Below are 16342 nucleotides of genomic sequence, written 5' to 3'. Positions count from 1 at the left end.
AAAAGGCTCATGATGATAAATGAAATCATGAGCCTTTATTGTAGAAGCAACTGACTCTTAATCAGTTGCTCTTATACATTAAATAATATGTTGGTAGTTTAACCATCGTACTTTTTGATGGGCAATAGATGAGTCACTGTTCATAAATTCAACAAGTTCATCTTTACTTATCCATTTATAACCAATAGTTTCATTTTCCTGAAGTACTATATCATTCTTATTAATATCTGTCTCACATAGATAACTATGATAAATTGCTGTTTTATTATCACAATAAGTAGAGATAAGAATTAAATTATTAGCTGCTATTCCGGTTTCTTCCTTTAACTCTCTAGCTGCTCCTTCTATTGAGGATTCTCCTTTTAAAACACTTCCACCAGCACCCAGTTCATAATAGCCAGGATATATATCTTTATTATAATCACGTAACATCATAAGATAACTACCGTCTATATGACGAACTACTATTTCACAAACAAGATGAAATAACCCTTGTTTAATATCCTGTCCACGAATCAAATCAATATCTAATTTTTTTCCATCTTTATTATATGCATCCCATAGTTCCATAATCAATTTCCTCTTCTATTTATAAAAAAGTGCTTTAACATCAATAAAGATGATAAGCACTATTTCTTTTACATGGTGACCTGTCAGGGATTCGAACCCTGGACCCACTGATTAAGAGTCAGTTGCTCTGCCAACTGAGCTAACAAGTCAAAATTCCAACATAGTGATTATATCAAAGTGTTCCTTTATAAGTCAACAGAAAAGAGATTACAAAAGTAATTAAATTATGAAAAACTAAAAAAAAGATGTTAATTAATTTTGGTTGTGCTATGATAATTGCATAAACTTTAAGGAGTGAAGAATATGAAAAAACTAGTATATTCATTATTAACTGTGTGTCTTATGATGGGGTTAGTTGCATGTGGGGGAAAGACCGAGGAAGTAGAATTAAAAAAAGATGAATTTACTGTAGAATATGGAAAGAAATTATCAACAGATCCATCTACTTATTTAGATACAGATAGCACAACTATATTAGATAGTGCAAAGGTTACATTTGATGATTATAAAACAGATGGTGATGCAAACTACCCAGCGGTTGGAGCATACATGGGTGAGATTACATATAAAGAAGATAAAAAAGAAAAAACAAAGAAATTAGTTGTTCGGGTAAAAGATACTGTAGCACCAAAGTTTGAAGATTTTGAAGATACAATTCATTTGGTAAAAGGATCAATTGATTCAGATTTAAGAAAATACTTTTATGCTCGTGATTTGAGTACAGTTACAATAACAGTAGACAGTTCAAAAGTTGATTTTGCTAGTGAAGGTGAATATAAAATTACAGTAACAGCAACTGATGAGCATGGAAATTCAACTGAAAAAGAAGCAAAAGTGATAATCATGACAGAAGAGAAGGAAACAACTCCTACTCCAGATCCAGTTTATGCTTGTGCAGATGCGTTATATAACAAAGATAAAATTTGTTCGTATATTCCAGAAGATCAGTTATTGGCTGCACCTTATGTAAATTTCTATACCGAAGAAGAATGGAAACAATACATTGCGGATAATGGTTTAGAGGATTATTTAAATGGATATTATGAAGTCAAGAATAATGGAAAAGAATCAGTTAAAGTATGGTATGTAAACCCTGAAGTTGCCAAAGATAAGGAAGATGACTCAAATGCAACCGACGGCAGTGATGATACTTCAAAAACAGAAACTGGAGGAGATAAATAATCTCCTTTTTTCTTATCCTTTCAATTAATTACATACATTTTAGTAAAAAAAGTTAGGAAAAACTAAAATTTATTCTAATAAATGATTAGAGGGAAACTAAAATGAGGTGATATAGTAAAAATAAAAGAAATTCAAATTCAAGAACGGCCACGTGAAAAAGCGATACTAAACGGAATTGAAAGTTTATCAAATAGAGAATTGCTTGCAATTGTTCTGCGTTGTGGATATAAAGGAACTTCTGTATTAGATTTAGCAGACAGTATTTTACAAAAGGTAAGTGGTTTTTCCAGTATTGGAACGATGAGTTATGAAGACCTAGTGAGTATAAAAGGTGTATCCTCATCAAAGGCCTTAGAAATTCTAGCAGTATTTGAAATAAGTAAAAGAGTGTCCTATGAAAATGTTGTGAATGGATTTCAGGTGAATTCACCAAAGAACTTAGTTGAATACCTTAGTAAGAAGATTGGATTTAAACAGCAGGAGAATTTTCATGTTTTGTTTTTGAATATTAAGAATCAGATTATTTTTGAAAAAACAATATTTATAGGAACATTGAATGCCAGTGTAGCCCATCCCAGAGATATTTATAAAGAAGCAGTAAAAAAGAATGCTGCCAGTATTATTGTTTCGCACAATCATCCAAGTCAGAGCTGTATCCCTAGCGAACAAGATATAACCTTTACAAATACACTAGTTGATGCAGGAACTGTCATTGGTATACCTGTTCTTGATCATATTGTAGTTTCAAATAATGATTATTTCAGTTTTAAAGAACAAGGATTAATGAAGTAGAAGGGGTAAATTTCACATAAAACCCCTTCTTTATTATTTGACCTGAATAGTTTATAATAGAGGACATAGAAAGGTATAAGATATATGGAACGTTTTTCAAAAGTTTATAAAGAAAAGTTTCGATTTACTCGAATTCAGAAAATCTTAATTACCGTTTGTGTAATTTGTTTAGGATTTGGTGTTTTTACAAGATTCATTGGAGGAAATGTTGCTTCAAAGTATGGATATGATGTTTTCTCAATGTTACGATATTCATTAATCGATCATCCAGTACAAACAGTTACTGGATTTTCAGAAGATTTAAGCAGTCTGTGGCAAGTAAAAGATGAAAATGATGAGTTGAGAAGTGAGTTAGCTTCACAAAATATGTATAAAGCAGAATTGGATGAAACGAAAAGAAAACTACAGGAATTAGAAGAATTAAATGAGTTAACTTCTAACAGTAACTATGAAAGTATTTCAGCAAACATTTTAAATCGTGATACCCAAGGATGGTCCAATACAATTACATTAGATAAAGGAACTAACGACGGTATTACTGAGGATATGGCAGTTATCTGTAGTAAAGGTTTAATCGGAAAGGTAGTGGAAGCCAATCCAAACAGTTCTAAAGTAAAGTTGTTAACGGAGTCATCTGCTGATACAAAAATTTCAATACGTGTGGAGATTGACAAAGACACAACAGCTGGTGGAACTTTAGAAGGATATGATCCCGATACAGGAATGTATACGGTAAATGTATATGATTCTAATGTGAAAATAGAAGAAGGAATGAAAATTATTACTTCGGGAACTGGACAAGTGTTTCCTTCTGGTATTTTAATTGGAAAGGTTTCAGAAGTTAGTGATAAGTATGATGAGGTTGGGAAATCAGTACTTGTGAAACCAGCCGTAAACTTTGATAGTTTTAATTATGTAAGTGTATTGAAGGTGAAATAAATGTTAGTTCAATATTTATTTGTATTTGTCTGCTTCTTAATTGATGGGGCAGTAGAATCAATTTTTCCAGTAAGTTTCACAATGGGACATATGTATTTTGTATCTTGTTTTGGTGTATGTGGACTAGTTCTAACAATCCGTAAAATGGATTTTGTTGATGCGATGATATTATCCGTGTTGAGTGGAATGTTTTACGATTTCTTTTATACGGATTCATTTTTAGTATATACATTTATTTTCAGTTTATTATGTATTATCGTAAAAGCATGGACAAAACACTTAGGAGAAACATTGCTTGAGAGTGTTGTAATCTGTATCAGTTCATTGTTTGCGATGCAACTGATTACATATGGACTGATGTTAGTGACAGGACAAACAACGGTATCCTTTATGGTTTGGATTACCAATCGAATGTTCCTTACAATTGTAGTAAATGCAGTTTTTGTAGTTATCTTATTTTTCTTTGCAAATCTGCGAGACAGTCATTTAAAAAAGAAAGAATTACGTATTCGAAAGGAAGAACGATTATTCTTATATAAAGCAACCAAAGCTAGAAAGTAGGTGAAGTAGTGAAGCGGTTTTTAGTAATTATATTATTAATGAGTTCTATCTTCACAACTTCAGGATGTGATAGTAAGAGCCATGTAGTTTGTACAACTTCATATCCAGTTGAATACCTGGTACAAAGAATAGGTGGAGACAATATTAGTACCTGTAATTTGTCGGATGGTACGCTTATACAGGCAGCAGGTATTAGTGATGACTATGAAAGTATGTTAGAGGAGAGTGATATCTTATTCTATGTTTCAGGAATGGAACCTTACTTTGAATTATATGGTCAAGATATTCGTAGTATTCAGTCTAACTATGTTGATTTAAGTACCTTTGGGCATTTTTATAATTTCAATCGTTATACACCAACTACTGTAGATGGTACTACAAGCCTCGTAGAATCTTCTTACTATGATGGTGATGTGTTTAATGATATTAATACTTATAATAAAGATCCATTTGTTTGGATGGATCCGTTGATGATGTTGAGTTCTGCTGAAACAATTCGTGATTATCTTATTAATGAATATCCTGAATTGGAAAAAGAGTTTAAAAAGAATTATGAAGAATTAGAAATTGATTTAACGAATTTAGATGCACAGTATCAAACTATTAAAGACAGTAATAAAAATATTTCTTTTGTATCTATCACACCTTCTTTTGGGAATTGGCAAAATACATTTGGCATTCAGGTGTATCCTGTGATATTATCAAAATATGGAGCATTGCCAAATGATAATCAACTTGCAATCATCAAACAGAGAATTATAGATGATGGAGTACAATATATAGCTCACGAGCAAAATCTTACACCGGAGATGGAAGCTTTGTATAATGAGCTTGTAGAAGAGTTAGGTTTAATTCCAATAGAGTTAAGTAACATATCATCTTTGAGTGAATATGAACAGGAAAAGAACCAGGATTATCTGACGATAATGTATGAGAATTTCAAGGTGTTAGAAAGTATAGGTAATTAAGTATGAAAATAGTAGTAGTTAGTGATTCGCATTCATTGAGAAAACCATTGGATATGGTATTAGATAAACATGCAGATGCTGATTATTTCTTACATGCTGGAGATATTTGTTTAGATCCAAGTGAATATCCTAAGTTCATTACAGTATGTGGAAATAATGATTATTATGATTATCCATTGGAGATTACATTGAATTTAGGTAAACACAAATTAATTATGTTTCATTCTCATTTGTTCAGTTATTTCAAAAGAGAAGAAAAAATGATGAAAAAAGCAAAAGAGATGGGCTGTGACATTATTGTTTATGGCCATACTCATGTTGCATACTATGAAGTTAAGGATGGAATTCATATCCTTAATCCAGGTTCAATTTATCATGCCAGAGATGGTAGACCACCATCTTATGCAATCATGATGATTGATGATCAAACAGGCGAAATTAGTGTAGAGTTTGAGTTTCTAAAATAAAATATTGAAATTCGCACTGTATTTGATAATTTGACCTTGCCTTTTATCCAGATATTTGATATTATAATTGAGCAGTTGTCTACATAGCTCAGCTGGATAGAGCACACGCCTTCTAAGCGTGCGGTCGAAGGTTCGAATCCTTCTGTGGACGCCATTTATAAAATAAGCCCTTAAATGGGGCTTTTTTATTTGATTATTCAAAAATTACGAACAAATTACGTACAAAATCAAAGATTTTCTAAAATATTGAGTATTTTTTACGCCTTTCAGGGAATAAATGACCATATACTTTTTCAACCATTTCTTTAGAATGACCTAGTCGTTCTGCGATGATATAACTATCTAAATCTTCTTTGCTGGTATTGTTGATCAGAAGCGAAACGTGTGAGTGTCTGAAGTCATGAACTCTAATTTTTGGGAGGGGATTATCAGGATGAATTTCATTCCATTGTTTGATATATAGTTCTTTACGATTCTCTACAGTTTTTTCTGGAACTACTTTAATACTTCCAAAGATATACCAATCATCATTATATTCATAAAACTTTGACACCTTTTCTTGACGCTTTTTAAGCTCATCTAAGAGGTTTTTATTTAAGTGTATAATTCTATTTGTTCCATTCTTAGTTGATTGTGTAATAACTCTATTTCTTGTGTCATAGTTAGTATTGATAACTAGTGTTCCATTGTTGAAGTCTAAGTCACTCCATTTTCTTGCTTGTAGCTCACTTATGCGCATTCCAGCAAAATATAAAGTTTCAAACAGCAACTTATATTCATCATCAGGAGCAAATAAAGAAATATAAGTAAGAACCCAGAAATATAGTATTCATTCTATTTTTTGTATAATGTAACTGTTATAATAATTATATATTTAATATTGGAGGTAATGAAATGGATACAATCAACATAGATATCCCCATGAAAAGGGCTGTTTTATTTGAAGAATTTATTGAAGAATTATTTATTTATTATGATTTAGAAATTGATTACAATTATAATGATTGGTATAAAAAAAAGGGTTTGACTTTAAGATAAATCATGATTTTTTTGTAGAAGTAAAATGCTATAGAGATAGAAACTTCTCTTTAGTTAATTTGAGAAAAGCAATAGTTTTTTCTAAAAATATTCTTGAGCAAAAAGAGTATGCGAACAATAAAAATAGTGAAATTATTTTTATTGTTGCAAACGAAATTGGTTTTGACAAAATTTCAGGAGAAATTGAATTACTTAAAGGCATTACAATTCTAGACATTTCTCATTTATTATATTTAGTTAGAGAGAACGATATTCTAAAAAATAAGTTAATATCATTATTAAATTTTTTGTAAATGATATATTGCCAAAAAAACCCAATATCTCTTTATTTGATAAAAAAACTAAAGAAGTTAAATCAAATGTGAAGACATTACAGGACTATAAAAACGAATTGAAAACATGGAAACCAGAACATAGAAGTTTTTCAGATTATGAAAAACTATGCATAGACATTTTAGAAAAGTTGTTCAATGATGAATTAACAATGTGGAAAGAACAAACATCAACTGAGGGGTCATTATATAGATATGACTTAATTTGTAAAATTAAGGACAATGTGTCTGAGGGGGGTGGAAAGTACTCAATGACTACTTTAATAATATATATATTATTTTTGAATTTAAAAATTATAGCGATAAAATCAAGCAAGGTCAAATATATACTACAGAAAAATATCTATATTCTAAGGCGTTGCGCTCAGTAGCAATAATTATTTCTCCATATGGTGAAGATGAAAATGCTAAAAAAGCAATTCATGGGTGTTTAAGAGAAAATGGAAAATTAATTTTAAGTCTCTCTAATGATGATTTGATAAAAATGACGGATGATAGACAAATACCATCAGACTATTTGTATGATATGTTAGATGAGATGTTAATTACACTTGAGAAGTAATAGTTATTATTTTGTATAGTGATGAAATGATTGTTGGTTATTCAATAGCTTATAATTAATGCTTAGAAAAGGGAGGACTAAAATGCGAAAAAAACATATTTATTTAGGGGAAGTAAGAAAAAAAGATGAAATGAAAATTAGATTGATATTGGATTCTATTTTGGCAGAGTATAAAGAGGTAAAAGCAGAGTCAATTCACAAGTTACAAATTCAAATAACAATAATTTCTCTCTATATAACAATATTTGGTGTATTGTTAACATTGGGATTTCAACAACATATTTTGAGCTCTATTATTCACTCAATGTATTTTTACTGCTTAATATTTCCAGTTATATCTATTTCAATATCAGTGATTTGGATTGATCAAGTATATCGCCAGATTAAATTATCATCTTATATACTTCTAATAGAAAAGAAGGTTAATGAATTATTAGGAGTTAATAATAATATAGATGAGGCTGCTATGTTTTGGGAACAATGGTTAAGGAATGATAGAGAAGATAAAAATTTTATCCATAATTATTCGTTTTATTGTATATGTTTAGGTATTTTTCTGCTTTTTCCACTTGTATCATGGTTTTGTGGTTATTTCATAATTGGAGGTGAGTACAATTCATTGCTAATGTCTTCCATTCTATTTTTTGGTAGCTATTTAATATTTATTTGTTTTATTATTTTTTATCTGCTTTTAATATTTAAATATCACGGGAATAAATAATTATCTTGTGAGAGCAAGGTTTAGTATCCAATAATTGTACAAATAATTGCATATGATCAAACGAAAGAGGTGGGATTCCTAAGTTTTTGATGTGCATTTATAACCTAGTTGTGTCCTATGTATGAAATGCATGATCATGATCTGTTATTGATATTAAAATTTATGTCAATAAATTATTCGAAATACTAAACTACTAAAAGTACTCTAGATTGAGTACTTTTTATTTGATATAATATTTCTATAATTAATTTGGAGGGGATAGGATGAATAGGGATGAGCTTAAAAGAGAAAATAGAAAGTTAAGAAAAGAAGTAAAAGATAAAAAAAGTAATAATGATTTTGAGTTTAAACTTTCTAATGAAGAAAAATCTGTAAAAATTGAAATTAAAAATGAAAGTAAGTCTTTTTATAAAAAAGATACATTTTGGTTAAGTGTAACTAATATAATCTTATCTATAGTTATTGCAGGAATAACTATTTTTTCAGCTATAACAAGAGATATTAGAGAAAGAAAATCGAAGTCTTATATATACCACTAATAGGGAATTAGATAATACATCAGAGGATTATAAAATAAAAGCAAAAAAATTGAAATTTTAGAAGAGGATGAACATAATTCTAAATATGCTAATGCATTTAGTGATTCTTCTGTTGAAATAGATATTGAGCAAGGTAAAGTTAAAAGTGCAACATTACTTACATATAGAGAAGATTTAGATTATTGGTATATACGAAAAATAGATGATATTTCGGGTGGTAAAATAGTCGTTAATCCGTTAAAGTATATTCCTAATTATACAGAATATACCTATTTAGAGTATTCGAATACCGATAACTATATGGCATATATGAATAGTAACGAGTTTAATAGTTATATAGAGGGAGTTGATTTAAAGAAATGTAAAACTACTTATGGGGATATAACTTTAGGAAAAGAGATATCAAGATACTATTTTATTTATATTGAGTCATATGATGGCTCCAAATCTCTTGATTTGATTATAGAAACTGCACTAATCGTGGATGTGGAAGAAGATGGGGGAATAATTAAATATTCACTTGTTAGACCAACAGAAAGAATTAGTTCAATTGACATCATTATGAATGATAATCCAGGGAAAAGTAATGGTCCAATAGAGTCTAAGAATATGGAAACAAATGAATTGGCTGGGTCTTATATTCGCAATGTATCACAAGATGAAGCTTATGATTTATTTAAAAAGGCTTATAACAAATTAATTATAGAAAGCAGCAGTTGATGCACAGGAGGATAGTAAAATGTTTGTAGTGACAAAGGAGGATATAAAAAAACTTAGAGATGATGACTTAAGGACACTTATAGGATTACTTTGCGAAGCAACATTATCTTCATTTAAAATAAGTACAAAATCTATTACATATGGAGGAAATCAAGACTCATCAGATGGTGGTGTTGATGTTCGAATTAGAATGTCATCAAATATAAGTCTTCAAGATGAATACATACCAGCAAATAGAACTGTCTTTCAAGTTAAAGTGCCAGATTTGCAGCCTGCAATGATAATAAGGGAAATGAGACTAAAAGGAAAATTAAGAGAGAGTATAATTGAGTTAGCTTCTGATAATGGTGCATATATAATTATAAGTTCTAAAGCAGAGCTTACAGATTCTCAATTAAAGAAGAGAATACAAGTAATGAAGGAGACTGCAGGAGAATACTCCGAGAACCTAGTATTTGATTTTTACGATAATACACGACTAGCATCATGGATAAATATGTATCCACCCTTATGTGCCTGGGTGAAAAATAAAACAGGAATTGCATTTACAGGATGGCGAACATATGAAGAGTGGAGAAAAGGCTCCAAAGAGTTGAACAATGATTTTTTAATTAGTGAAAAGAGCTATTTATATAGTGAGCAATATAAAGAAGAAAACAAAATTGATATGAAGACTGGTATAAAAAAAATACGTGAAGATTTGAATCAGATAGGTAAAGTTGTCAGGATTGCTGGTTTGTCTGGCGTTGGTAAAACACGATTGGCATTTGCATTATTTGATAAGTCACTAGATGAAGTTAATTTAGATTCTAATCTACTTTTGTATTGTGATATAGGAAACCAACCTAACCCCACTCCCATGTCACTAATAGAATACTTAATAAATTTGAGAAAGAGAGTTATTATAATAGTTGATAATTGTGAGAAAGAATTGCATACGAGGTTAGCAAAAATATGTAATACAGAAGAAAGTAAGGTATCATTACTAACAATTGAATATGATGCTAAAGAAGATGATGTACTTGACACGGCAAATTATTATATGGTAAGTAGTGACGATGGTTTAATCGAAAGGTATCTAAAGGAAAATTATGATAATTTAGAGCTGCCACATATTGAAACAATTGTGCAAAATTCTGGAGGTAATTTCAGACTAGCAACATATTTTGCAAAGACATTTGACAAAAATGAATCAATTGGTGTTTTACGGAGTGATGAGTTATTTGATAGATTGTTTTACTCTAACAACGAATTAAATATAAATTTATTAAAGACAGCAGAGGTATGTTCATTAGTATATTCTTTTAATATAGAAAGCGAGCTTCAGTTTTTTTCTAAAATATCAGGGTTATCATGCTCGGAGTTGTATGAGAATATTCAAGAGTTAACAAAAATGCAGTTAGTTCAGTCACGGGGGGAAATGAGAGCAGTATTGCCCCATGGATTAGCAAATAAACTGGCAATTGATTTTCTTATTAAACACAATAGGAAAGATATATTGGATATAATTGATGACTATCCAAGAATATTTTTATCGTTATCAAGAAGGATTAAATATCTCCATACGTATAAAGAGGCAATTCAATTTGCAATATCAATACATGATAAGTACTTTACGAATTATGAAGTAGTTAAATCTGAAATGGTTAAGGTACTTTCAAATTTAAAGTATCTTATTCCAGATAAAATTGTAGAAAGACTATTAGAAATTGAAAACCTATCATTTTTCTCACGAAAAAACAAAAATTATAATGACTATGTTTATATGATAATTTTTATATTATATGATATAGAGTATTTTGATGATTGTATCTTATTATTATTTAGATTTTCTTTATCTGAGGGGAAAATTGAAACACATAATTCAGTAAAAAGACAAATTGAAACAATATATCAACTTTATCTTTCTGGGACCCATGCAACAATTGAACAAAGACTTAATTCAATAAGATATTTATTTGATATGAAAAATAATGCTGCAGAAGAACTTGCATTTTGTTTACTTGATAAGTTATTGCAAACAGATGGATTTTCAGGATTTGCAATTGAAGATTTCGGAACAATGAAACGTGATTATGGTTACTTTCCTAAAACCCACGAAGCGATAAGGAAATGGTATACGGCGACATTAGATTTAATATTCTCTTATCTATTTGATGACCATTATAATCAAAATTGTAAAATTACTTTAGCTAATAATTATCCAAGTTTATTAAAAAGAGGACTTTATAATTATTTAAAACCTCAAATACATAAATTGGTTGAAAAAGAGAGTTTTCCAGAGTTATGGCTAAGTATTAATCATTTGTTTTATTTTGATAAAGAAGATTTACCTGACCAGATAAAGACAGAACTTTTAGATTTAGCAAAAATAGTAAAGCCAATAAATTTAGTGGAGAAGTTTAAGATATATTTATATAGTGATAATAAACTACGTCTTGATATTGATTTAATAGAGGATGATCATGATAATTTGCGTGAAACAATTATACATTTAGGCGAAGAATTTTCAAATTCTCTTAATATATTACAAGAGAATATAAATCTATTACTTGGTGGAAGAAGTTATTATATGGTTGAATTTGGCATAGGCTTAATGTCAAAGGAAGTTTCTCAGAAAGTCATTTTGGAGTTGATTATTAGACATGTAAATGAAAAAAACAATTCGAATCATGGGATTTCTCTACTGCTAAAAGGCATGTTTACGGCATTAAGAGAGAACGAAGATAATTATCAAGAATGCATTCAAATGGTGTGTAATGATGCAACAACAGTTTCGTTTTATCCTATTTTACAAAGTGTAAAAGAAATAAATGATGTCGATTTTGATAGATTGATAAATTTAGTGGAAGCAAGAGTTATAGAAAAGTCAAAGTTTTTAAATTTGACTTATAAAATTGTTGATATGTCAGATGAAAAAATAATATGTTATCTAAATACTTTTGATGAGTCAAATGAATCAATAGAGTTGAAAGTAGATGTAATTGAACATTATTTAAGTAAGAAAAAATTATCTGATGAGTTAATTAGCTTAAGTGCTCTTTCCATTTTAAATTATGATTTCTTTAATAAAACCTCTTCTAATTCAAGAATTGAACATGAGTTTGGAGAGGTTGCAAAAAATGTTTTCATTGATGATAGATTTAGTAAAGAAGTTTCACGATTCTTTATTAATTTCAAATTTGAAATGGCAAAAAACTATATTTCATTTAATGATATAAAAGGAGTATTCATTCCATTGCTTCAGTTTTATTATAAGGAATTTTTAGATTTATTCATTGTAAATGAAGAGAATGGTATAAGATCTCCTCATAACTGGTTTCTATATAATTCATTTTGGGGAAGTCCTCTTACTTATATTCCTGATGAAAAAAAATTAGAGTGGATAAAAAACAAAGATATTAAAACTCTTGTTGAATTTGTGGATTTTTGCGAACCATTTATGGTCGATGAAGATACAAAGACACACAAATGGACAGACCTTGGAAATTATATTATAAATGTTGTTAACGATACAAAAAATAATAAACTTCTAAAGGTATTATGTAAAACAATTTATCCATTCAATGAGGATCAATCCTTGCCGATTTTGCTTGGCAATAGAATAGATTTATTACTTGATTTATATGATAAGGTTTTAAACGATTTGAAAGATGATGTAAATATTGAAATATTAAAATTGAAAAAGAAAATAAAGACAGAAACAAAAGAAATTGAAAGGCAAAGACGAATCGAAAATGAAACATTTGAATAATATTGAAGTCATCTTTTTGAGATAGAATCTTGAAAAGAGATATAACAATAATATTTATATGTAGTATAAAATCAAAGTGAATAAATATACTTTTTATCATTTTGTGATATAGGATTTATTAAAGTAAAGGCATTGAGTCTTATATAGATAAGTTTATCTTGTGATAAAATGATATAATTTAAAGTAAGTTAAACCAATAGTTTCATGTTAAATGAGTACCAATGATAATAGAACTAAAGAAAATGGAGAGAATAAATGGAAAATAATACTGTAAAAATTATTGAAGTTATGAATGGATATGAGAGACTTTTAATTACTTATAGATCACAGTTTTCTTTGTACTATGACAATCAAATTAAAATTCAAATACATCAAGGATATAGAAGTAATAAAAGTGATTCAGATGACAGGGAAAATTTGATTCATAAAATGATTAGTGATTTAGACTTATCAACTAGGTTTGTTGCAATTCTAATTGAAGGCGGCAGAAGTGAAGAAAATAATTATTATGAAAATATAAATTTCTTTAGTTTAAATATATTTTATCATGCTATTAAAGAACAACTGAAAATATTAGATAATTTAGATGATTTAAGTAAGACTCTTAAAGAATATAAAGCGATATTGCATGCTGGTTGTATAATGATGAAAAATCGATTGGGAGAATTAGTAAATATTGATTTTTCAAAGTATACCAATCCAGAAAGTATCGTTAAGAGTATTTTTAATGAAGCTAAGAATGGAAATGGATTTATGCTATTTGAGGCTAGAAGCATTTTAGAATTTGAATTGCAATTTAATGATGTACAAGGTGAACTAAGAGAGAAAATTACTACTAAATCATTTGAATTATTTAATAAATCTTTAGATTTAGCAGATGAGAGGGCTTTGCTTGTGTTGAAGCAATTTGCCAAACAGAAGGAGGAATTAGATAAAAGGGTTAATAATCTATTTGATTAAGAAATGGTAGGAGAGAATCATGAGATTAAAAATAATAAGGAGATCAAATAGCATTGGTGGAAATATAGTTGAAATATCTTCAAACGATAATACAAAAATTTTAATCGACTTTGGCTGCGATTTAGATGATGAGACGCAAATTCCTGATATTCAATGGGAAGACTATTCAGCAGTTTTTATTACTCATAGCCATTTAGACCATGCAGGATTAATCGATTATATACCAAGCAATATACCTGTTTATATGGAAAGAGTTAGCTATGAAATATATAAGTTACTTGCAGATTTTACAAATCAAAAACTCTCAAAAGCAGTTATTAAAATATCTATAAATCAAGAAATTACTATTAAAAGTATTATAGTAAAAAATTATGTTGTAGATCATTCAGCATTTAATTCCTTGATGTATTTGATAGAGTGTGATGGAAAAAGTATATTACATATGGGAGATTTTCGTGAAAATGGGTATAAAGGAAGATTGCTTTTGCCAACGTTGAATAAAATAAAAAAAGTAAATGTTCTATTAATGGAAGGAACTACAATATCAAGAGAAGAGATTATAAACAAGTCAGAGAAAGAACTTTGTGATAATCTATTCGATGTTTGCAAGAAATATAAACAAGTATTAGTTTTACAAAGCACCACTAATATTGATAGAATAGTCACAGTATATAAAGCGGCTACAAGAAGTGGAAAGATATTTATAGAAAATATTTTTACTGCCAATATTACACTATTATTAGCGAGTTACGGATATAAGATACCCAATCCCAATGATTTTTCAAATGTTTATTCTTTTGTGCCCTTCTCACGTTCTGAATACAAAGCAAAATCAAAAAGTGAGTTTTATAATACATATGTTGAACCAATAAGGAAAGATGGATATTTAGAAATGACTAAAAGAGATTTTGCTCTTATAATAAAGCAAAGTATGCTGAAAGATATAGAGATGTACCATAAAAAAGGTTATTTAAATAATGCATGTTTAATATATTCCATGTGGAGTGGTTATCAAAGAAACAGTAAAATGAAACATTTCTTAGAAACTATTGAGAACATGGAAATAGATATAAAACTGATTCACACATCAGGGCATGCTGATGAATGTACGAGAAATAGAGTCTTGGAAACGATACAATATGATTATGTAATTCCAATTCATACAAATAGAAAACAAGACTATGTGAAATATAAAAATTCAATTATTTTAGATTATGGAGAGGAGTTTGAGGTGTAATGGGACAGTTAAGAATTATTTCAAATGATTTTATTGATTTTGTATATAATGATTTAAAACCGTTAATTAGATACTTAAAAAATAACAAAGAATTTATATTATGTTATCGAAAGACTAATAGTAATGAGATAATAAATATTTATTATAAAGGTTATAATACTCTCAAAATAACCAAATATGGAAATAACTATAAGGGAGAAGTAAAAGGTGGGATTTTTGAAATTAATAGTAGAAGAACTGAAAAACAACTACCTGTTGCAGTTGTTACTTTAAAAAGAGTTTTTGGCCATGATAAAGAAACTGAAAAATTTACTATAAAATTTATTAACAAGGGTATTAATGATTGGATAGAATATGCAGACTTAATAAAAGAGTGTTGTGATAATTATAATTTGCCTATGAAAGAAAAGAAATACCAACAGGAGTTGTTCTCTAATGAAGAATCTAATTTTCTTTTTTATGATATGGAATACAACCCTGTTAAGGAAAGTAAAAAACATGATAATGGTGGGGGAAGATTTGATTTAATAGGAGTTTGTAAGAATGAACATCGAGTAGTTTTAGCAGAAGTAAAGTTCAATTCTCAATCTTGTTTAGGAAAATCAGGAATTGAAGATCATCTTCAAAAGACAATAAACTATATTAAACTTAATCAGGATTTTTTAAGTGATAAAATAGATGAAATTGAATTTTGGAATAAGTCTAATCAAAAGTTAGATATTCATGAATCAATTGAATTGGATATGAAGAAGGATTTTTGTTATTATACTTTTATAATTAGATATACAAATATTAATGAGAAAAGAAAAATAGAAGAAATACTGAAATCAAAACCTGTAAAAGATAAAATACGTGAATTGAATAGTTTGAAAGGAATAAAAATTTTAGAACCAATTTGGGACAGTAAATTAGATAATGAATAAAATTATTAAATAATTAGAATATAGAGAACATTGTTATGATAATAGTAACTATATTGTTTCATTAGTTTACTTTGAAA

General features: G+C 28.7%; 17 protein-coding genes and 2 tRNA genes. 16 read left to right on the top strand and 3 right to left on the bottom strand.

Going from position 1 to position 16342, the window contains the following annotated elements; translation table 11 throughout:
• Window positions 1–78 precede the first annotated feature (78 nt).
• Together J2S15_RS00960 and J2S15_RS00955 are read right to left on the bottom strand one after the other, a co-directional pair.
• On the bottom strand, window positions 79–570 hold the full coding sequence (locus tag J2S15_RS00960) for an NUDIX hydrolase (protein ID WP_307404591.1): 492 nt from the start codon (window positions 568–570) through the stop codon (window positions 79–81).
• Window positions 571–643: 73 nt separating this feature from the next.
• A tRNA-Lys gene (locus J2S15_RS00955) sits at window positions 644–719 on the bottom strand.
• Window positions 720–873: 154 nt separating this feature from the next.
• Between J2S15_RS00955 and J2S15_RS00950 the strand changes: the two genes are divergently transcribed.
• The 7 genes from J2S15_RS00950 (at window position 874) to J2S15_RS00920 (ending at window position 5633) form a co-directional block, all read left to right on the top strand.
• Window positions 874–1752 (top strand): hypothetical protein, encoded by an 879-nt coding sequence (locus tag J2S15_RS00950; protein ID WP_307404589.1) that lies wholly within the window; start codon window positions 874–876, stop codon window positions 1750–1752.
• 111 nt (window positions 1753–1863) lie between these two features.
• Complete coding sequence (radC, locus tag J2S15_RS00945) at window positions 1864–2544, top strand: RadC family protein (protein WP_307406394.1); 681 nt, start codon at window positions 1864–1866, stop codon at window positions 2542–2544.
• Between the two features lie 84 nt (window positions 2545–2628).
• The gene (mreC, locus tag J2S15_RS00940; RefSeq protein WP_307404587.1) at window positions 2629–3483 is read left to right on the top strand and encodes a rod shape-determining protein MreC; all 855 of its coding nucleotides are present in this window, start codon (window positions 2629–2631) and stop codon (window positions 3481–3483) included.
• Window positions 3484–4044 carry a rod shape-determining protein MreD gene (gene mreD / locus J2S15_RS00935; protein ID WP_307404586.1) on the top strand — a complete coding sequence of 187 codons (561 nt, stop codon included), beginning with the start codon at window positions 3484–3486 and terminating at the stop codon, window positions 4042–4044.
• A gap of 8 nt (window positions 4045–4052) precedes the next feature.
• Window positions 4053–5012 (top strand): metal ABC transporter substrate-binding protein, encoded by a 960-nt coding sequence (locus J2S15_RS00930; RefSeq protein ID WP_307404585.1) that lies wholly within the window; start codon window positions 4053–4055, stop codon window positions 5010–5012.
• A gap of 2 nt (window positions 5013–5014) precedes the next feature.
• Window positions 5015–5479, top strand: a complete 465-nt coding sequence (locus J2S15_RS00925) for a metallophosphoesterase family protein (RefSeq protein WP_307404583.1) — start codon at window positions 5015–5017, stop codon at window positions 5477–5479.
• Window positions 5480–5556: 77 nt separating this feature from the next.
• Window positions 5557–5633: transfer RNA gene (locus J2S15_RS00920), tRNA-Arg, on the top strand.
• An 84-nt stretch (window positions 5634–5717) separates the two neighbouring features.
• On the opposite strand, the gene J2S15_RS00915 is transcribed toward J2S15_RS00920, so the two are convergent.
• Entirely contained in the window at window positions 5718–6248 is a 531-nt protein-coding gene (locus tag J2S15_RS00915; protein ID WP_307404581.1) for a site-specific integrase, read from the bottom strand.
• A gap of 125 nt (window positions 6249–6373) precedes the next feature.
• On the opposite strand from J2S15_RS00915, the gene J2S15_RS00910 reads away from it, so the two are divergent.
• The 9 genes from J2S15_RS00910 (at window position 6374) to J2S15_RS00870 (ending at window position 16265) form a co-directional block, all read left to right on the top strand.
• Window positions 6374–6517, top strand: a complete 144-nt coding sequence (locus J2S15_RS00910) for a hypothetical protein (RefSeq protein ID WP_307404579.1) — start codon at window positions 6374–6376, stop codon at window positions 6515–6517.
• A gap of 690 nt (window positions 6518–7207) precedes the next feature.
• Complete coding sequence (locus J2S15_RS00905; protein WP_307404576.1) at window positions 7208–7411, top strand: hypothetical protein; 204 nt, start codon at window positions 7208–7210, stop codon at window positions 7409–7411.
• Window positions 7412–7493: 82 nt separating this feature from the next.
• Complete coding sequence (locus J2S15_RS00900; RefSeq protein ID WP_307404574.1) at window positions 7494–8132, top strand: hypothetical protein; 639 nt, start codon at window positions 7494–7496, stop codon at window positions 8130–8132.
• A 263-nt stretch (window positions 8133–8395) separates the two neighbouring features.
• Window positions 8396–8671 carry a hypothetical protein gene (locus J2S15_RS00895; protein WP_307404572.1) on the top strand — a complete coding sequence of 92 codons (276 nt, stop codon included), beginning with the start codon at window positions 8396–8398 and terminating at the stop codon, window positions 8669–8671.
• Between the two features lie 309 nt (window positions 8672–8980).
• Entirely contained in the window at window positions 8981–9391 is a 411-nt protein-coding gene (locus J2S15_RS00890) for a hypothetical protein (RefSeq protein WP_307404569.1), read from the top strand.
• Window positions 9392–9410: 19 nt separating this feature from the next.
• The gene (locus tag J2S15_RS00885; protein WP_307404567.1) at window positions 9411–13145 is read left to right on the top strand and encodes a hypothetical protein; all 3735 of its coding nucleotides are present in this window, start codon (window positions 9411–9413) and stop codon (window positions 13143–13145) included.
• A gap of 255 nt (window positions 13146–13400) precedes the next feature.
• Complete coding sequence (locus tag J2S15_RS00880) at window positions 13401–14105, top strand: hypothetical protein (protein ID WP_307404565.1); 705 nt, start codon at window positions 13401–13403, stop codon at window positions 14103–14105.
• A gap of 19 nt (window positions 14106–14124) precedes the next feature.
• Window positions 14125–15342 (top strand): MBL fold metallo-hydrolase, encoded by a 1218-nt coding sequence (locus J2S15_RS00875; protein WP_307404563.1) that lies wholly within the window; start codon window positions 14125–14127, stop codon window positions 15340–15342.
• The gene (locus J2S15_RS00870) at window positions 15342–16265 is read left to right on the top strand and encodes a hypothetical protein (protein WP_307404561.1); all 924 of its coding nucleotides are present in this window, start codon (window positions 15342–15344) and stop codon (window positions 16263–16265) included. The genes J2S15_RS00875 and J2S15_RS00870 overlap by 1 nt, the downstream gene beginning before the upstream one ends.
• The last annotated feature ends 77 nt before the right edge of the window (window positions 16266–16342 follow it).

The organism is Breznakia pachnodae (genome assembly GCF_030814225.1).
In the GTDB taxonomy this organism is placed as follows: Bacteria; Bacillota_I; Bacilli_A; order Erysipelotrichales; family Erysipelotrichaceae; genus Breznakia; species Breznakia pachnodae.
This window is presented reverse-complemented; position numbering and strand designations above follow the sequence as displayed.